The organism is Carboxylicivirga marina (genome assembly GCF_016612505.1).
Classification (GTDB): domain Bacteria; phylum Bacteroidota; class Bacteroidia; order Bacteroidales; family Marinilabiliaceae; genus Carboxylicivirga; species Carboxylicivirga marina.
In genome coordinates this window covers 47074-66899 of the sequence record NZ_JAENRR010000002.1, presented here as the reverse complement: position 1 = coordinate 66899, position 19826 = coordinate 47074, and the positions used below count along the sequence as shown (strand labels likewise).

16 protein-coding genes are annotated in these 19826 nt (G+C 37.6%); 7 read left to right on the top strand and 9 right to left on the bottom strand.

The features are described from left to right. Positions 1-7 precede the first annotated feature (7 nt). Positions 8-814: a glycogen/starch synthase gene (locus JIV24_RS01270; protein WP_200463183.1), complete on the bottom strand. Its 807-nt coding sequence runs from the start codon at positions 812-814 to the stop codon at positions 8-10. 246 nt (positions 815-1060) lie between these two features. Between JIV24_RS01270 and panC the strand changes: the two genes are divergently transcribed. The 4 genes from panC to radA all read left to right on the top strand — a co-directional run bounded on the left by panC (position 1061) and on the right by radA (position 4272). Beyond that, positions 1061-1915 carry a pantoate--beta-alanine ligase gene (panC, locus tag JIV24_RS01265; protein ID WP_200463182.1) on the top strand — a complete coding sequence of 285 codons (855 nt, stop codon included), beginning with the start codon at positions 1061-1063 and terminating at the stop codon, positions 1913-1915. After that, positions 1912-2262 (top strand): aspartate 1-decarboxylase, encoded by a 351-nt coding sequence (panD, locus tag JIV24_RS01260; protein ID WP_200463181.1) that lies wholly within the window; start codon positions 1912-1914, stop codon positions 2260-2262. The genes panC and panD overlap by 4 nt, the downstream gene beginning before the upstream one ends. Positions 2263-2408: 146 nt before the next feature. After that, complete coding sequence (gene rfaE2, locus JIV24_RS01255) at positions 2409-2903, top strand: D-glycero-beta-D-manno-heptose 1-phosphate adenylyltransferase (protein WP_200463180.1); 495 nt, start codon at positions 2409-2411, stop codon at positions 2901-2903. 1 nt (position 2904) lies between these two features. Further along, positions 2905-4272, top strand: a complete 1368-nt coding sequence (radA, locus tag JIV24_RS01250) for a DNA repair protein RadA (RefSeq protein WP_200463179.1) — start codon at positions 2905-2907, stop codon at positions 4270-4272. Here the strand turns inward: radA and JIV24_RS01245 are convergent. The 3 genes from JIV24_RS01245 to JIV24_RS01235 all read right to left on the bottom strand — a co-directional run bounded on the left by JIV24_RS01245 (position 4269) and on the right by JIV24_RS01235 (position 9430). Then, positions 4269-6764 (bottom strand): ligand-binding sensor domain-containing protein, encoded by a 2496-nt coding sequence (locus JIV24_RS01245; protein ID WP_200463178.1) that lies wholly within the window; start codon positions 6762-6764, stop codon positions 4269-4271. The two genes, radA and JIV24_RS01245, sit on opposite strands and share 4 nt — an antisense overlap. Positions 6765-6859: 95 nt before the next feature. Beyond that, on the bottom strand, positions 6860-8605 hold the full coding sequence (locus JIV24_RS01240; RefSeq protein WP_200463177.1) for a PAS domain-containing sensor histidine kinase: 1746 nt from the start codon (positions 8603-8605) through the stop codon (positions 6860-6862). Further along, positions 8606-9430, bottom strand: coding sequence for an alpha/beta fold hydrolase (locus tag JIV24_RS01235; protein WP_200463176.1), 825 nt, complete (start codon positions 9428-9430; stop codon positions 8606-8608). It abuts the gene before it with no gap. A 297-nt stretch (positions 9431-9727) separates the two neighbouring features. Between JIV24_RS01235 and JIV24_RS01230 the strand changes: the two genes are divergently transcribed. Together JIV24_RS01230 and JIV24_RS01225 are read left to right on the top strand one after the other, a co-directional pair. Next, the gene (locus JIV24_RS01230) at positions 9728-11017 is read left to right on the top strand and encodes an MSCRAMM family protein (protein ID WP_200463175.1); all 1290 of its coding nucleotides are present in this window, start codon (positions 9728-9730) and stop codon (positions 11015-11017) included. Positions 11018-11158: 141 nt separating this feature from the next. Then, positions 11159-11608, top strand: coding sequence for a nuclear transport factor 2 family protein (locus JIV24_RS01225; RefSeq protein ID WP_200463174.1), 450 nt, complete (start codon positions 11159-11161; stop codon positions 11606-11608). Between the two features lie 107 nt (positions 11609-11715). Here JIV24_RS01225 and JIV24_RS01220 read toward each other — a convergent pair whose 3' ends face one another. Continuing rightward, positions 11716-12822, bottom strand: a complete 1107-nt coding sequence (locus JIV24_RS01220) for an Sb-PDE family phosphodiesterase (protein WP_200463173.1) — start codon at positions 12820-12822, stop codon at positions 11716-11718. Positions 12823-13576: 754 nt separating this feature from the next. Then, positions 13577-13888 carry a hypothetical protein gene (locus JIV24_RS01215; RefSeq protein WP_200463172.1) on the bottom strand — a complete coding sequence of 104 codons (312 nt, stop codon included), beginning with the start codon at positions 13886-13888 and terminating at the stop codon, positions 13577-13579. A gap of 120 nt (positions 13889-14008) precedes the next feature. Between JIV24_RS01215 and JIV24_RS01210 the strand changes: the two genes are divergently transcribed. Continuing rightward, a complete protein-coding gene (locus JIV24_RS01210) occupies positions 14009-14167 on the top strand; it encodes a hypothetical protein (RefSeq protein WP_200463171.1) in 159 nt (52 codons plus the stop codon). 82 nt (positions 14168-14249) lie between these two features. Here the strand turns inward: JIV24_RS01210 and JIV24_RS01205 are convergent, their stop codons facing one another. From JIV24_RS01205 to JIV24_RS01195, 3 genes are all read right to left on the bottom strand, one after another. Further along, positions 14250-14771: a hypothetical protein gene (locus tag JIV24_RS01205; protein ID WP_200463170.1), complete on the bottom strand. Its 522-nt coding sequence runs from the start codon at positions 14769-14771 to the stop codon at positions 14250-14252. Positions 14772-15465: 694 nt separating this feature from the next. Beyond that, a complete protein-coding gene (locus JIV24_RS01200) occupies positions 15466-17376 on the bottom strand; it encodes a S8 family serine peptidase (RefSeq protein WP_200463169.1) in 1911 nt (636 codons plus the stop codon). 296 nt (positions 17377-17672) lie between these two features. After that, positions 17673-19820 (bottom strand): hypothetical protein, encoded by a 2148-nt coding sequence (locus JIV24_RS01195; RefSeq protein ID WP_200463168.1) that lies wholly within the window; start codon positions 19818-19820, stop codon positions 17673-17675. Positions 19821-19826 lie beyond the last annotated feature (6 nt).

Here is a 19826-nt window from a genome sequence, read left to right as displayed (position 1 = left end):
TTGTTTGTTAATCAAGCAATGAATCGTAGAAACCATTGTAAGCTCCAACATAGCTTTCTTCATCGTGATAGCCTAAAAATGGCTTACCCGATTGCTTTATAAACTCACTAATCTCAGGATTTATTGTTTCGCTACCCTGAATTACACCGTCTGACATAGAAATAGCTAACTTAGTTAGGTTCACATAGTCATTGGCAGCCATTACTTCTAAATCACTATCTTCGACCCCGTCTAACTTTAGTTTCTCCTTGAAGTTTTCGCTCCACTGTTTGTTAAAGTCATTGTCGTAAACGGTATAAACCACTTTTGAATTCGCAAAGTGCGGATCTTCATTCATGGCTTTTTTAATGTACAATGGTGCTAAAGCTGTGAACCACCCGTTACAGTGAACCACATCAGGTGCCCAACGTAGTTTTTTAGTAGTTTCTAATACTCCACGAGCAAAAAAGATTGTACGCTCATCATTATCTTCAAACTCATTTCCTTCAGCATCAACCAGAGTTGCTTTACGCTGGAAATAATCTTCGTTATCGATAAAATACACCTGCATGCGAGCTGCCTGAATAGATGCCACCTTGATAATCAAGGGGTGGTCAGTGTCATCAATAATAAGATTCATACCCGACAGACGTATTACTTCGTGTAACTGGTTACGACGTTCGTTAATACAGCCAAAACGCGGCATGAAAGTTCTAATTTCCTTTCCTAATTCCTGAATGCCTTGCGGAAGGTAACGACCTATTTTAGACATTTCTGTCTCGGGTAAGTAAGGTGTTATTTCTTGAGAGATGAATAAGACTTTTGCTTTTTCCATTATGTATACTGGTAGAATATTTTTAGCAAATGCAAAAGTACGAAAAATAAACCACCTGACAAATAAAGGCCTTTTATGCTTAGCGTTTTAGGATTTAATCGTCTTTACATTCCGTATTAAGCACAATCTTTTTATAAATATTTACATCAAATGTGATAAGTATTTTATTACTTTGCCCCGCAAAATTTTCTTGGCACATTTAAGCATGCTTAGTGCCTGTTTATGTGTCAATTAAAACCATTAACCATGCAAGTAGTTCATACCATTGCTGAGCTTAAGCAGCTAACTGATAGAGCCAGAGAAAAAAGGCAAACAATTGGTTTTGTTCCTACAATGGGAGCATTGCACAATGGCCATTTGTCGTTGGTCGATAAAGCAGCCGCACATGCCGACATGGTAATCATCAGTATTTTTGTTAATCCAACTCAGTTTAATAACGCGAAGGATTTGGAGCGCTATCCGCGAGATATGCAAACCGACTTAAAAGCACTTTCAACCGTTAAGTGCGATGTTATTTTTGCCCCGTCGGTTGAAGAAGTTTATCCTGAGACTGATAATCGACAATTTAATTTTGGCGAATTAGAAACAGTAATGGAAGGACAGTTTCGTCCTGGTCATTTTAATGGTGTTGCACAAGTTGTTAGTCGCTTATTTGATATGGTCAATCCTGATAAAGCATTTTTTGGTCTAAAGGATTTTCAACAGTTGGCCATCATCAGAGCCATGACCAAACAACTACAACTAGCTGTTGAAATAGTGCCTTGCGACACAATTCGCGAAAAAGATGGCTTGGCAATGAGCTCACGTAACACCTTACTTAATGATGCTCAACGAAAAAATGCACCTGCCATTGCTCGAACTTTATTTGAATCTTGTAACTTTGTACCCGATACATCGGTAGAAAGTGCGAAAGAAGCAGTGAAGCAAGCAATAAATGCTAACGATGAGCTGGAAGTTGAATATTTTGAAATTGTAGACGGATATACGCTTCAGCCTGTTGACAACTGGGATGAGAGTGAGTACATTGTTGGTTGTATTGCGGTATTTGCCGGTGAGATAAGATTGATAGATAACGTGACATACAAATTATTGGGATCATGAATGTTGAGGTTGTAAAATCGAAGTTACACAATGTTTCAGTTACTGAAGCAAACCTGAATTATGTAGGAAGTATTACCATTGATGAAGACTTAATGGATGCTGCTAACATCATTGAAAATGAGAAAGTTCAGGTAGTAAACAACAACAATGGCGAGCGCCTTGAAACTTATGTTATTAAAGGCGAACGCGGTTCAGGCGTTATTTGCCTGAATGGAGCAGCAGCAAGAAAAGTAGCAGTAGGCGATGTTGTAATCATTATCACCTACTGCCACATGGAGCTGGCAGAAGCAAAACAATTTAAACCAACATTTATTTTTCCGGATACGGCAACCAATGCCTTGGTATAATAATATCAAAATAGCTCATTAGCCCATAGGCTGATGCAAAATATAGCAATAGAACCTCGACAGATGTCGGGGTTTTATTATTTTTGGAAGGATAATAAGAAGCATTTGCTCAACATCAATATACAGTTCAACAAATCAATATTGAAATGACTCAACTTGATAAAATACTCGGTAAAATAAAAAGCAGACCTGAAGCACAAAGTATTGTTGAACAATGGTCAAAGACAAACGAAAGTATTGTGTTCACCAATGGATGCTTTGACATTGTACATCGCGGACACATCGATTATTTATCAAAAGCAAAAGATAAGGGTTCAAAGCTAATCCTTGGTCTTAATACCGATGCTTCGGTTCAACGCTTAAAAGGACCTCAACGTCCGGTAGTTGATGAGCAAAGTCGTGCCATATTAATGGCTTCGCTACAGTTTATCGATTTAGTTGTGTTTTTCGATGAAGACACTCCTTATGACTTGATAAAAGCACTACAACCCGATGTATTGGTAAAAGGAAGCGATTACAATGCCAGTGACATTGTGGGTTACGACATATTAATGGCTAAAGGTGGAAAGGTAGAAACCATTGATTTTGTTCCAGGATTCTCAACATCATCCATTGTAGAAAAGATTAAAACATCGATGTAATATGGCTAAATCCAAATCTGTTTTTGTTTGTCAGAGTTGTGGTAATGAATCGCCCAAATGGGAGGGCAAATGCTATGCCTGCGGTGAGTGGAATACCTTTGTTGAAGAAACCAAGATAACAGGCAAAGCTAAAAATAGTCGGCCGGGAACTGTTATAGCCGAGCGAACGAAACCCATGCCGGTTTCAAAAGTATCAGTTGAAGAACAGCCGCGACTTAGCACTGGAAACGATGAACTCGATCGTGTTTTAGGAGGAGGATTAGTACCAGGCGCCATGGTGCTTATTGGCGGTGAGCCTGGCATTGGTAAATCAACACTAGTGTTGCAAACGGCATTGAATTTACCAAATGTAAAAGTACTCTATGTTTCTGGTGAGGAAAGTCCGCAACAGATTAAATTACGCGCCGATCGTATTTCAAGTGCATCGGCTGATAATTGCCATGTGGTAAGTGAAGTGTTGGTGGAACACATTATCAAACACATTGATAATGAAAAGCCAGATGTGCTTGTAATTGACTCGGTTCAAACCATGGAAACTGAGCGAATAGAATCAGCTCCTGGCAGCGTTTCGCAAATTCGGGAATGCACAGCAACCATATTACGTGTTTGTAAGGAAAAACACATTCCTGTATTTTTAATTGGTCACATCACCAAAGAAGGCAGTCTGGCTGGACCAAAAGTATTAGAACATATGGTAGATGTTGTGCTCCAGTTCGAGGGCGATCGTCATCATATGTATCGTATTTTGCGCTCAATAAAAAACCGCTTTGGCTCAACCAATGAGATTGGTATTTTTGAGATGCTGGGGTCCGGTCTTCGCGAAGTGAGCAATCCATCAGAACTACTTTTGGCAACACAACAAAAGCAAATGAGCGGCGTGGCCATATCGGCAGCATTGGAAGGCGTTCGTCCATTTTTAATTGAAGTACAGGCTCTGGCCAGTACAGCTGCTTATCAAAATCCACAGCGTTCGGTCACTGGTTTTGATTTGCGTCGCCTCAACATGCTACTGGCAGTACTGGAAAAACGTGCGGGCTTTAAACTTGCCGCTAAAGATGTGTTCTTAAACATTGCTGGCGGACTGAAAGTTAACGACCCGGCCATTGATTTAGCCGTAATAACCGCTGTGTTATCATCTAATATGGATATGACCATATCGCCAGATATATGCATGACGGGTGAAGTTGGTTTATCTGGTGAAATTCGACCAGTTACCCGATTGGATCAACGTATTGGTGAAGCCGCCAAATTAGGGTTTAAAAGCATTATAATACCAAGCTATGTAAAAGGCGTTGAACTCGGTAAGTTTGATATTCAAATAATCAAAGCCAATAAAATTGAAGAGGCTTTTAAATTTTTATTTGCTTAGGATTCGATTTCGTTCTTTGACTTTTGGTTGATTTGATTGTCATAGAAATATAGTACGAAGGCAATGGAAACTACAGCTAAAACAATGATGACATAGAGCCAAGGAGATGTTGAGAAAGGAGGCTTAATTTTGATATAAAGAACAGTTTCCTCACTTTCAAGATTTCTGTTAGCAATAATCGATTTAATTTTTAAAGTATAATCATCTGGTTTCAAATTATGAAAGGAGATCCTGTTTTTATTACCAAGATCAATCCATTCATCATGTAACTCATCAATTTTGTATTGATAATTTATGAGCTTAGTACTAAGATATTCAAGATTTGAATAGCTTAATTCAAGTATTTTATCTTTATGAGATAAATTCAGTTGTTTGGTTTTGCTTAATTCTCCCTTGTATATTTGGCGACCATCGGTAGCAATGCCATGATTTATCTTTTGATTCAATATTGACAACCCTGTTATTACAACTGGCTTCGGTTTTTTGGCTTCTAGCTGATTATCTCCATCAATAACTTCTATCCCATTATCACTTCCACAAACTATGTTGCCATTTCTCAGCTTGACGATGGCATTGTAATTAAAGACATTACTTTGTAAACCATCTTCCACAAAAAAGTGAGTAAAGAGTCTTGTGTTTAAATTAAAAATTGAGATTCCATGCTGAGTCGTAATCCAAAGATTTTGGTGATCATCTTCTGTAAGTCCAACGATTGAATTACTAGCTAAACCATCTTCCTTGTAATACGATGTAAATATTTCACCATTGGGATTAAACTCATTTAATCCATAATCAGAGCCAGCCCAATAAACACCTTTACTATCAATCAACTGGCACCTCACCATATTATTCGATAAGCTATTGTCATCAAATGGTCTAAACATAAAAGCTGTAAATTCATCTTTCTTTCGGTTATACCTCATTACACCACCTCCATTGGTTGCAACGTAAATACTCCCGTCCTTATCCTCAATAAATGAAAAGATATTATTACTACTTACAGGTTTAATTTTATCGCTTGAGTATGCATAAACAACAATCTCTTGTGTTTTTGGATTATATACATTAATGCCTCCTCTAATGGTTCCAATCCATATCAATCCTTTTGAATCTTTATAGATAGTTCTAACAAAATCACTTGATAAAGATGGTAGCTGATCCTGATTTGTTTCAAAGCTTCGGAAAACATTCAGCTCTTTATTAAAAATATTAATGCCACCGGCATATGTACCCAACCATAATTCATTATTGATTTCACTAATTGTCATTATAGTATTATCAACAAGTCCATCTATCGTCGTATATGTTCTAGTGTTGTTAAAATCACCATCCAGTCGACTCAAGCCATTTTCAGTAGCAAGCCATATATCTCCATCTGAATCTTCGAATATTGAATTAACATCATTATTTCGCATTGAACTATTGCCATAATCATCACTATCCAGATGAATAATATTATCCTGTTGCATTTTGCAAATAGACAAACCTTGCCTATAACTACCAACCCACAGATTATCAATATCATCAATTAAAATAGTTGATAAAGAACATGAATTAACACCTACCTTTTCAGATTGGTTTAATTTGTAATTAAAAAAAGAAGGTATGGTTTGATCATAACAGAAGAGACCACTTCGATTACTTGTAAACCAAATCCTATTTTTATTGTCCAAGACTAAGTCTCTAGGAGTATCATTTTCATGGAAACCTTTAATATCATTACTACCGTAGAATTGTTTACACTGTTTATCATACTGATTGAACCGACATAAACCCTTATCCTGTATTGCCATCCATACAAACTTATTTTGATCAATCACAATATCCAGCACTTCCTCTTCTCCCAAGACATTATCCAATTGCCTTATCTTTAATATGCTATTGGAATCCATGTTTAGTAAATTTACACCTCCTCCATAAGTACCTACCCACATAACATTTTTCTCGATCGCTAAGGATGTAATGAATGCATTTGATAATCCATTAGAGGTGTTAAAAACCTCGAAAGTGTTATTCTCTGGATCATACTTGTTTAAACCGTTTCTTGTGGCAATCCATATAATGCCTGCCTCATCTTCAAGTATATCAGTAATATTATTTGAGCTTATACTATTATTACCTGGCTTATGGTAAAAATAGCTGATACTGTCCCTGATACTGTTTAATCTGTTCAGGCCACCTCCTAATGTGCCAATCCATATATTCTTCTTCGAATCTTCATACAAACAATTTATATTATCGCTACTTAGTAATAAATCACCGTCGCCATAACTATGGATGCTTTGAAATTCATAACCGTCATAACGATTCAAACCTGCAAATGTACCGATCCAGATAAAACCTTGAGAGTCTTTAATAATAGATTTTACACCATTGTGTGAGAGCCCGTGATCAACCGTCAGGTGACGAAATTTAAGATCTGAATCATTACTGAAAGCCGTGACATATACAACGACACATACTACAACTGATAATAATTTTCTAGCGTTCAATGGCAATGGTTTACTGGTTAATAGCTCGTAATAAAACTAATAAAAAAATGATAACGCAATACTTAGCATGATAATATCTACAGTCCCATCTTTTTCTACGACAACTGAGTTTTAGTGTATGGTATCGTAAAATAAAAAGTCGAGCCTTCTCCAGGAGTAGAATCCAAACACATTTGTCCGTTCATTTTTTGAACCAGATTGGAGCAAATGGCCAGCCCTAAACCAGTACCGCCTACATTCACCGCATCTTTGTCTCTGATTTGCACAAACCGTTCAAATATTTTATCCTGGTCAATTGCTTTAATACCCATTCCGGTATCTCGTACAAAAAATTCTATTTGATCATCTCTCAACTGATACCCCAGTTCAACAAAACCTTTATCAGTAAATTTTATAGCGTTGTTTACCAAATTTGAGAGAATCTGTCGCAGGTGTGTACCATCGGCTTCTATTGTGGCATCGGCATCGTTTAGTGGTGAATGTGTTAAAACATCAATGTGGCTCTTTCCTGATTTATGAAGAAGAGATATCATATTGATGGACAAATCAGAAATTAATTCGTTTATACTAACAGCACTGTTGAAAATCTTGACCTGTTTGGCTTCTATTTTTGAATAATCTACAATATCGTTTATCAGGTTTAGCAGATGCATACTATTTTTAAAGATGATATCGGCATACATTTTCACTTCACTCTCAGTCATTACATCTTCACTTAAAAGCTCACTAAAGCCAACAATGGCATTCATAGGTGTACGAATTTCATGACTCATATTGGCCAAAAATGCTGATTTGAGTTTTTCTGATTCCACAGCTTTATTAAGGGCTTCGACGATACTTGCCTCATAGGCCAACTGTTCCGATATATCACGAGCTACTGCTATAATGTATTGTTTGTCACCATCACCAAATCGTCGTGTATGAACTTCCAGAGGCAAGATTCCTCTCTTGGTTTTTATCCGGGCCTTATAAATCGACCGGGCTTGCATAAAGTAGCTTACAAGCTGCTGCCTCTCCTCATGGCTATACGCATCATCAAGCAATGTGAGGGGATTGGCCCTTATAAGCTCTTTTTCATGATAACCTGTCATTTTTATGGCTGCATCATTCATCTCAATGCACCCAAGCACCACCTCCTTATGCAGTTCCCATAAAAAGATGGCATCATTGGCCAGATTAAACAGTTGACGATACTTTTCTTCTTCCTGTTCGAGCTGTTGCGTTCGGTCTTTGACGCGATACTCAAGTTGTAGGTTTAGCTCATGTAACTCATCCATCAAGCTAATGCGATCCCATTTATCAATCACGATTTGGATAACCTGATGAAAAGGATGAAGATCTTTAGAAAATGGATCTTTAGTATTGCCATTACTAATAAAAATGAAGACCCCATTTTTGAGAGTGCGTGTGTGAAAAGTGATGGCCAGAAACTCCTTCGGGATAAAAAGGCGTGATGATCCACTTAACTGAAAAGCATCGGGGCGGTCTTCTACTGAAAATCGTACTATTGATTCGCTTATAAACTCATGCGCCAAATCCTCCGACAATAATAAGGTTCCTTCACAGGGTTCTTTACTAAATAAAGAGCAATATTGAACGATAGGTTTCCAGTGCTTAGTGTCGTATCCGAAACAAGCGCAATAGGGGATGTTTTTAAGTATTGATATTTTCTCAAGCACTGATAACAAGAGTACTCTTTCATCAGAAACAGACTCAAAACTCTCGTTGATAAGGCTAAGTAACAACATCTCCTCAACCCGATTAGAAAGGGAATTATTCTCCTCTTCAAGAGCTTTTATTCGCTGTTCAAGCCTTCGTATTTTGTCCAAATAATCACTCATCTAGCGCTTAATAAATGTGTGTAAGTAATTTGCAATCAAAGCAGGTTCATCTTCTTGCAAAAAATGCCCTGCTGTAGGGATTATTTTTAACATACTTGTTTTAATATTCTTGTGCAGCCTTTCGGCTATTTGCTGGCTTAAATACACATCCTTGTCGCCTCTAATAATCATTACAGGCATCTCTAAACAAGCCAATTCATCAGATATTTCAAGTAGATCCTGATTGTTTAAACAATGAGCAAAATACAAAAAGGCTTTTCGACCGGCACTGGTTTTCATGGGGTACCAAAAGCAATCCATCAGTTCTTTATCTAAGCGGGCCTGATAATACAAGCCCCGCTTGACAATAAACCTGAAAGCTCCCAAATCAAGAGTAGCCATTGCCAGTTGCCTGATGATGGGGGTTCGCATGGTGATAATGGGTTGTACAGGCCAAAAATCATACGCCACCGTATTCATCACTGTCAAACTAAATACCAACTCAGCATAGCGCACCGCCATTATTTGACAAATACCTCCGCCCACATCGTGCCCAACCAGATGAACTTTAGGAATATGAAGCGCCCGAAGCAATTCAGCTAAAATGCGGGCATGATTTTTTAATGAAAACTCAATGTCAATTGACTTATCTGAATCTCCACAGCCCAGCAGATCCACAATAATTAACTCATATTTATCTTCGAGATACGGAAATAGGTTGCGCCAGATAAACGAATAGGTAGTAATACCGTGCACCATTAATATTGGGTCACCCTGGCCACAACGGTAATAAACCATTTCGTGATTGTCGATTACAATACTATGTCGGTATTTTTTGTTAAGCATCTTGCCGGTTTCTGCTCAAATAAGTTAGGGAGTATTTTGGGGAAAAGCCAGATAAAGAGCTTATACACGCTTTGGCTGTTCTTTATTAATACCTTATTAGCAGTCAATTATTACAATAATAATTAGTCAACCTTTACCTTATGAACCTTTTTTTACAGACCATGTTACTTTCATAAAGCTACAGATTAAAAAAATCTAACTAGCTATTGCCATCTTAAATGGCTCGCCTTAACTTGCTGTTTCGTTAAAAAAAAGAGATTGTTTTTTATTACTAATCAAATTACTAAACGCTGTATTATGAAAAAGATTTTTGGACTTCTATTGGTATTGGTCGTGGCTTTCTCAGGCTGTAATGATGATGATGATGATGATGATGGACCAACAACCGGTATAATAAAAGGCATGGTGACGGATGCTGATTCTAACACTGCACTACCCGATGTAAGTATTATGCTTTTTGACGCTACCACCAACGAAGCGGTTGGCGCAACCATAAAAACTGATGCCGAAGGGAAATACTCAGTTACTCTTGAGCCTGGCATGTTTTACCTGAAATTATTTAAACAAGGGTATAACAATAATCCGCCTGCAGGTGTAACTCCATTAAACATTACAGTTAGCGAAGGAAGTGAATCGGTGAATGATTTTAAAATGGAACCAAGCGATGTGGTTGATGGTGGCTCTATCACTGGTAAGGTAAGCGTTGGTGGCAATGGAGTGATGGGTGCCTATGTGGTTGCTTCTATGGGCGACATGGGATATGCAGCTGCTACCGATAAAGACGGTAATTACTTTATATACAACCTTCCGGCAGGCACATACTCAACAACAGCTTTTATAGTAGACCACAATGCAACACCTGTAAGTGTTACCGTTACAGCCAACACCAATTCAGTTGGTGACATCATTCTTACGGCAGATGCCTCAAGCAGCTTAAGTGGTACATTAACCTTCCTGGCTACTGAAGGAAAAGATGTGAATGTTAATTTATTACATCCAGCTACCGGAGAGCCAATACCTGGTTTAGTTGATATGTCGGAAAATATGTCGTATTCGATGAGTGGCATACCTAATGGTGAATACCTGGTGAAGGCCTCCTTTGAAAATGACACTTACGTGGTTGACCCCGATTGGATCATAAAAAACGGCGAACCAATGTTAAACGCAAGCGGTAGTGCCTCAGTGATTAATTTTAGCTTAACCGGTGCTGTTACACTTAATAGGCCAACAAATGAACTTAGCACAACGGTACCTGTTGAAATTTCTAGCACTACGCCAACCTTTGAATGGACACCTTATTCAAGCACCAGTGATTATGTGATAGAAGTATCTGATGCCAATGGTAATGTTATTTGGGGTGGGTTTAATAATGACGGAGCCTTGCCTGTTAAAAACATAAGTATCGAAGCAACAAGCATTGTTTACAATTCAGATGGCATGGCTAGTATTGCTAACCTGGAATACGATGTGGTTTATCGCTGGAAGATATATGCCAGTAAAGACGATACCAAAGAACCAACACTTTGGAAACTCATCTCGGTTAGTGAAGATCAAATGGGACTGTTTATAGTTAAAGAACAACAATAGAGGTTTAGGTTAATAATGAGTAAACCCATCCGGATAAATGGTTTCCGGGTGGGTTTATTTATTTAATAACTAATCATTTCGTATTTGACATTAGCATACTATCAGAATTATATTTGCTTTTTCACCTATAAACAACTTATCATGAAATTATTAGCAATTTATCTGGCAATGCTTAGCCTGCTTCTTTTGCAAAGCCTGCAAGCACAAAACACGCAAGTACAGAAAGAAGTTGAAAAAACAATCCAATCCCTCGTTGAATACTCAGTGGACAAAAACCTCGATAAGTCTATGTCGTTTTGGTCAGATAGTGATGACTTTACCTATATCGCTGATGGAAAACAACTCAATTTCACCGAACTTAAACAGGTCTACAGCGATTATTTCCAAAACCGCGAACAAGTTAAAATAATCAGTCAATCATACACTGTTCATGCTATCAATCAATACAATGCCATATGTATTTGGGAAGGTACAGAGAAAGTAAAGATGAAAGATCAGGATGAAACAGTGGTGAATTGGATTGCTACCTTAATAATGGAAAATAAAAAAGGAGGTTGGGTTATAACCCATGGTCATACGAGCCATTTTTAAGTACAAAAGCCACCCGCAAGCAAGGTGGCTTTCTATTTTAGTTTAAGCAGTTAATAATTAACACTAAAAATTTCTAAACAATGGAAGCAAAACACTGCCAATTAACTTTACATTAAATCTATTTGTAGTTTTTTATCCATTCCGATGTGGCAATTATCAAGGGTGACCTTAAATGCTTTACTACTTTTAGCTAAACGAACAACAATCGTTTTGCGGGGCTGAAGCGTAAAATTTGCTGGAGCTCCATTGCTTTTGGTTTCATTGATAAATTCAAATTGCATATCGCTTGAATTGCTTAGCTCCATATACACATGCTTATCATCAGTATGAAAAGCTGGTTTAAGCGTCACCGAAGCCTTAAATAACTGCTTTATCAATTCTTCGGGCCCGGCTAATTGCTGATCAAACCAGGCGATAGTGCGTGCTGACTCAATCGCTTCTCGCACCCCTTTTTGTGTTCTCTCTTTTGCAAATAACAAAGTCATTGGACGATGAGCATGCTTTACATCATATACATAACCCGTAACACCATGTATATCGCTATTGGCAAAAACAGCCAGATTATAATCAATACACCATTGTAGGACAATTGGATACCATTCGTTATAGTTCATCACTTCCATTCCCTGCACCAGTCCTTCCTTAATGAGCTTCTGATGTACTTCATAAATCAAACAGGTATCGGGCTGCTGCGCTTTCCATCCGGGGTGGTTCCACAACAATAAGGCATTCTGTTCTTTTACCTCTTCAAATGTTTTTTCAACCTTCTTGTGATGAAGTGCATCGGCATCATTAATAAACAAAGCATTTAAATGTCCGGGTGGCATCTCACGAGTTATTTCGGCAGCTTTAATTAGTAAGATATTGTGTTTTTTTGCCTCATTTATGGCTAGTTCATAAGAGTGATTGTGCCCCTTTTGCATATATGCTTTATGCGGACGATACTCCAGGTGATCGGTAATAGCCATCACGTCTATTCCTTCAGCCCAGCACTCCTGGATTCTAATTGTTGGCCAAACCAATCCATCTGAAAACACAGTGTGAATATGAAAGTCGCCCTTTAATGTTTGATAACCTTCGATGTTTGGAATCAGAATGTTTTTGCGTTGTGCTGTTTGCTTAATCCTCAATTCAATATTATTAGCATTTTGCTGTGCCAGCAACGTACTGACACAAAATATACTTGAGAGGAGTATTACATATAGTTTCTTCATCTTTTCATAGATTACTGATTAGTATATTGTAAAAATAAGAAACGCAATGATTTAAACAAGAAAACAAGTGGCGATAAGGGTGAATCTCTTAAACCCGCAATATGCATTAGAAAATCTATTACACATTGAAATTGCTTCAAAACAAGTCACTTCGTTGTTTCATCTCAACTCATCAGAACGGTGCTATGCCTCGCTTCGATAAAACCTTGTTTTATTAGGTTCTGATTATTGCTTTGCTCAACACAGTTCAAGTAAACTTGACTTTGTATTCGCCTTACGCAATTATTGCACTTTCAATGTTCATGACGACATTCTAATACATAATCCGGGTTAGAGGTATCGGCGGAAGACCTGAAGGTGGTTCTAAATGATTTGGAGACATCGCCGTAGAGAAAAAAGGTAGCTCTGTATCGCTCAGAGGTATCGCCGAATGATTCGGCGACAGTTTCGCAAGCCTCGAAGGCAGTTCTAAACTATTCAAAGACATCGCCGAGAAGCATAGAGCTATCTCTACGTCATTCGTAGCTGTCTACGCACATTCCAGAGACGCCGCCGAATGGTTTGGCGATAGCTTTGCGGGCCTTGGTGACAGCTCTGAACCATTCAAAAGTACCGTTGAAGAGCTTGGATATCGTTAAAAACCGATGTCATCGCATAAAGCGATGACATCGGTTCCCTTGCTATAAGTCACAATTTGATACATAAAAAGCACCGCCGGAACGCAGTGCTTCTCCCAATTAGTAAGGCAGAATCTCTAGTTTCTGAACTTACGCATTTTTTTAACTATCTCGTTGTCTTTACCAAGCAGACCAGATAAGAGGTCGGCTGTATCGGAAGCTGCACGATAGGCCACATCTAAAGTATCATTGGCCACTTTGGTGGCATCTTTAGCTGCAGCATGTGCTTTTTGCTGCTGAAGCTCGGCCAGGTCACAGGCCTTTTTGCTTTCGCCAAGTTCTGTAATTTTCACATCGGCTTTATAGCCTTTTAATACTAAAGTTTCCTTTTCATCTTGCAACAATTCAATCATTTGGGTTACAAAGTCGCGTTTGGTTGATTCTTTCATCTTGAATTCAATTTTAAAGTTTATTAATGTTACCAATTGTTCCGGTGGTTAATGTGCACATGTACTATTAACGTGTTGTTAAGTAAGCGAAAGAAACGTCATGTACAACTCCGTTAGTTGATGAAAGGTGGGAATTTTATGATAAAAGGAGGGTTTTTATTGATTAGTGGATTATTTGATGAATTGGAAAAGGAAGAACAAATTCATATAGAAACGATTGATGATATTTATAAATACTCAGATAAACTAATTGACACAGTTTTGAGGCATATGAATTAATGCCCTTATATCGCATTATTCGCAAAAAAGCCACCCCAAAATGAGGTGGCTTTTATATATCTATTGCATTGATAGGCTTTTCTTAGAAAGGCATTTCTACCGACTGGATTTGAACGAAAAACTTTCCTGTATACTCTCCTGAGAACACAGTTTCGTCTTCCATCGTTAAGTCCATTACAACAGAGTAGTTATCTCCGCCATTATGCGTAACGGTAACTGTTCCTGATTCAAGGCTTGTGCTTTCGATCGCCATTTCACTTTCGCCTTCTCCTTCAAAAACAGTGTAGTTAGTCAAGAAATTATCCATTACCATGTCTCCATCAGCAAGCGGATATGAATAAGTCCCAGGAATTGTTTCTTCTGAAGACGGCTCTATTGAAATTGTTAGTGTTTTTGTTTGTTCAGCACTTGCATTAATTAGGCTAATATTTGCAATACTTTCTTCGCCTACAAAAATGCCCTGCAAAACAGCACCATTAACATTAAAAGATTCTTCTCCGAGCTGTACGCTATTAACAGATGGTTTTTCATCTTCATCTTTACTACAGCTAAATAATGCTACACATACTAAAAGACCTAAGCTTAGTTTTAATAAATTTTTCATTTTTGAATGTCTATGAGTTGTTAATAATGATTATTCTCATTGGCTATACATGTTATTAAAAAAATGGTTGCAGCCAAAGTAACATAATCCAACTCCATAGTGCATTTATAGGTAAATCCCTACTAACGTAAGACGCAAAAGTATTGGGGTAGTAACATCATCATAGCCCGGTACCGTTTGAACAATTGAGGGTTCAACAAAAGCCAACCTTGAAAAAGATTTCTTTGTAACAAACCAATATTGTCCTAATTATTTTTTGAAATTGGGCTATCCGCCCAAACCCGACTTACTTTTTGATCTTGATGTCAAAAACTAAGGAAAAAGCATCAAGGCTGCACCAGCTTCGATCAAAAAACTACAGTTGATGACTGAAATTGTTTTAAACTCGACTTTTTACGTTCCTCAAAAAGTCTCAAGCAGAAATCGATTCTTAACCGTCAAATCAAACTTGTTTTTTGGTTTACCGGCTGAGGCCGGTTCGTAACATGATGTTTAGAGCCTTGAATAAAATCGTTTAGGACGCTATTGGCAACAAACCATAAATTTCATATCAACTACCTCATAAATATTATCAATATGGCACTTGGCTATGTAAGTAGTCCTCGTTTCGCTTTTAGAGATAAAAAATATTTATCATGAACAAGTGCTCTATAATTAAAAGCAAATTGCTAGCAGAAACCGAGAGAAATTAAGCCTAATCTTCTTCCTCTTCCCATCTAAACTCCATCAGACGGGTATTCTTAGCTTTCTCAATGGCATTTTTCGGATGAATAAGTAAAATATCTTCATCGCTTCTAGTAGCAGTAGAAACAATTATATCAACTAATTGCGAAGGCGACAATATGGGATTAACGGCCAACATTTTGGCAGCCAGATTAGCCACCTGAGGCGAAGCCATTGATGTTCCTGAATAGGCAATGGTACTTCCTCCGGGCACATAACTGGCAACCTCATATCCATTGGCAAATACATCAACACTTTCACCTTCGGTAGTAAACGAAGTTTTGCGTCCGGCTTTGTCAACAGCACCTACAGTAATGAGGTTTGGGTAATTAAGACTGGCAGGGAAGAAGGCTGCGAAATCAGCGTCATTATTTTCATTACCGGCTGCACAAACAAATAAGACATCAGGTGCCGAACTTACCGCCTCGATAAAAGCCATGCGTTCAATTTCGTATAGTTTTTTCGCCAAGGCTTTGCGTTCTTCTACATCATTACCATAACCATTAATTTCGAGCGGCCTTAGAAATTCATAATCATAATCGACCGACCAGCTCATATTTACCACTCTGGCACTGTTATCGTCAAAGTAGGTGACCACATCTTTATACATTTGAGCCCAATTTTGAGCCTTATCAACAGTTAGTACATCAGGGATATTCCGGTGATCAAATGTTAGTCGGGCACACAAAACTTTTGCCTTTGGATTGCCATCAACAACAATACCCGCCACATGTGTACCATGTGCATAAAGCCCATATAGTCCAAGCCTTTCAATAAACCTATCAAAATCATCGGGTTCAAATGCTGCAAGATATTTTTTCAATTCTTTGGCTTCATCCGATTGAATATTAGCAATCAAATCCATTAATCCTTTTGATGATTCTTTAATACTATCCATTTGTTTATCATCATATTCAACAGGTAATAATATCTGAGATGTTTTCTTACCTTCTTTTGTATAGGCAATTCCATTAACATCATCAATAAAGCCATTTTGGTCATTATCTTTTTGATCGATGATTTCCTCTCTGTTGTTCCATCTTTGATTGTCTGGCAATACTGATATATCAATCCCTGAATCCCAAACCCCTATTGTAACATTCGTCAAATTGTGCTGAAGCAGTACCGAATCTCTCTCTTCCCAGATGTCGAGCATCTCCGTTTTGATACCGTATAATTCAATTGCAGTGGCATATGATGCATAAACATCATTTTTATAAGGCATAAAGAAGTTTAGATCAAAGTATGATCCAATTAAGCTGTAAACCATATCTCCGGGTATTTTTCCCTTATTATTATCTAACATCTTTTGAGTAGATCCTTTGACCTGTCCGATCACCAGATTTTCACTGTATATTTCAAGTATTCCTTTGGTTTGCTCAACATCTTCCTGAATAAGAGAAAAATCAACTACTTTGAAAAAATCATCTAAGAAGGAAGACACTTCGTTGCCTATTTTTGTGCTAGTTGTTCCATCGTATTTAGAAAAAGCATTTACAAGGGCCTCAGTCGTTAATCCTCGTATTAATTTATCCGACTCCTTGTCTGATTGTACTCTGCTTTTTTGTATATACTTCAGAGCAGCAACATAGTCTTTTTCTAATACTGCAATAACTCTAAGCTTAGAATAAATGCCATTTAAACTGGACTTATCTTTTATTTCATAAGTATCAAGATCATTTAACAAATCATGCTTTATAAGGGCAGCTAAGTCCAACACATTCTTTTCATCCTGAATAAAAGTTACTGCATCTTTAATTTGTAATTCGTAGGTATGCTTTGGAAGATCTTCTGCTTTTGTAACAACAATTTTTTGTTGCGCAAAAGCACTAAAAAGCGGTGCTGCAAGAGTTGCAACAAGACAGATTATAATTGACTTCATAACATTGATTTAAGTTTTTAAATGGGTGTTTTCTAATGTGCAAATTTACTGTCGAACTAAAGAGATGTCAATTAATCATTATCCCTACCCAGTATTCGAAAACTTTTATCATATGCCTTTATGAAAATACAAAAGCCACCCCAAAATGAGGTGGCTTTATTATATTTTTAGAACTATATATCGTCTTGTGCAATTACTGGCACATCATTTTCAACTAATTAAAGCAGATATTGAATACTTGCTACAATTCTAATACATGTTAACTACTATATATTTACAACCAAAGAATTCCATCCCTACTGCTTCCTCAACAACACCTTACTTTCAGTGAAAGTCGCTGCTGCATTTAAGAAGGCAACATAATTTGGCCATGCTTCTGCTTTGTCATATATGTTATTATAGAACTTTTCAGAAGTAACAATTAACTGATTTTCTTCCAGTTTCGCAGTTGTAATAAAAGCACCTTGCTCATTCTCTATTTTGGTATTTAGCTTATCAACACCTTGTACGGTATAACCTTCAGGAATAGTAACACAAATGGTGTAAGAATAGGCTCGAGGACTATACTGATAAATGCCTTGTTGACGTTCTAATTCTTCTTTGTCGATTTTTGTCTGGTTCTGAATGAGTTTACCTATATTCAGCATATAGTTACGTCCGGCCTTATTTACCAGTTCTTTGGTTTCAAATGTATATTGATATTTCATTTCAGGCAGTGTATCGAATCGACCACTTTGAAGAAGCTTGAAGTCAGAAACTGTATCAATTTCAAAATCATAACTATTATCTGTTATGGCTTTTAGAGTCTGATTACGATACTGTTCCTTCGTTTTTAGGTAAGATTCACGAAGTCCTAGAAGTTTCTTTTTCATCCAAAGTGTACCTTCAAAATCCTGTTTCATTTCAAACTTTGCACTTTCTTCCTTTTTATAGTCATAAATATCAAGTAATGAATATTGTGCATAAGTTTTCTGAGAACCACTCAGAGTGCTATGTATATCAATCGTTGCCGATTTAAAATCGTTACTTAGAATAACATCTAATGTACTCGTTTCTTTATTGTCATCTTTACTAATAACGGGCAGCGTTATTTTTTCAATTTTCCAGTCTGCGAAGTTGGCATTTCCATCTACAATGTATGCTTCAGTGCCCATTAAGTCGTCATCAAACTCACCTGGCATACGGAAATTATCTACAGGCGACAGGTATAAGAATTCATCACCTTGCTTCACCCTTATTAAGTATTTTAATTCATGCTCTAATAACACATCATCAATTGAAGCGACATCTCGCGGAACGGCAAACACAATGTCATGAGGTATATCTTGCTGGGCTAAAAAGACTGCGAAGCGGTCAAGGCTTTGAAAAGCATTATCTTTGTAAATGGCCAAACTTTGATTCCAAGTATCTTTATCAGCTATTGTATGCACCTCTTCCCACGTAAGCTCTTCATTACGACGGAAATAGAATCCAGCTTTGGCTTTTTCAAAGTTACTGGCATGCTTATCCACATTTTTTTTGACATGCTTAATCATCGACTTCGGGTCGGAGTATGTATTTACAAAGATGTATGTTAAAAAGTCTGTCAATTCCTTTTCTGTTACTTCACTTTTTACAACACCCGGTTCTCCCAATAAGACATCATTATTCCTGACGGCCTTACCCGAAGCATATGCAGCTCTGAATTTAATAGTAGGCAACTCACGATAAGGGTAAAACCATCTTGTATCCTTTATGCCTTCGCGGTTTTTATCAATCAGATAATAGGTAACGTCATCAGTATTTTCGTCTACTTCTTGCTGTAGTTCCGGTGCCCCGTTTACAGCATTCATCGAGATAAAACATCGGCGCTGTGCTTTAAATTCAAGTCGTTGTTCGATTACCGGATATTGCTGTGGCAAGTCATACTGCACAGGGCTGAAATAATACATATTTGATGAAAGAGGAAGTGTCTCTTCCTCACAAATATAGTAATCTAAGATATCACCTTCCTCCAGATTAGGAATAGCCAACTTTTTATAAGCTCTTGTTCTTCCTCCATTTTTCATCTCCATCTCAACAGCCTTTGAGTGATCAATAACTAACTCACGACCATCCGATTTAATGAGTTTAAATCCCGTATACACAGAAAGAGCTCTGCGCTCAGAAGGAAAGCTTATTTCGGAATATTCATTTAACGCATTTTTGTCGTTAAGCTTGATACGAACATGATAATAACTATTGGCTTGCAGTTCTTTTATAAGGGCAGGTTTACGATATTCAAATCGGTTAAGTTGTGCTAAAATCACAGCCGAACTATTATTCCATTTTTCAGGTATAGTGGTATTCGTAAACGCTGTATTGGCCGAGCTCCACATCTCAGCCTTAATCTCTTCGCGCTTTTCATTGCCATTCATCAGTTGTAGTGAGGCAATGAATAGTACAATCAGTAATCTTAATTTCATTGGGAT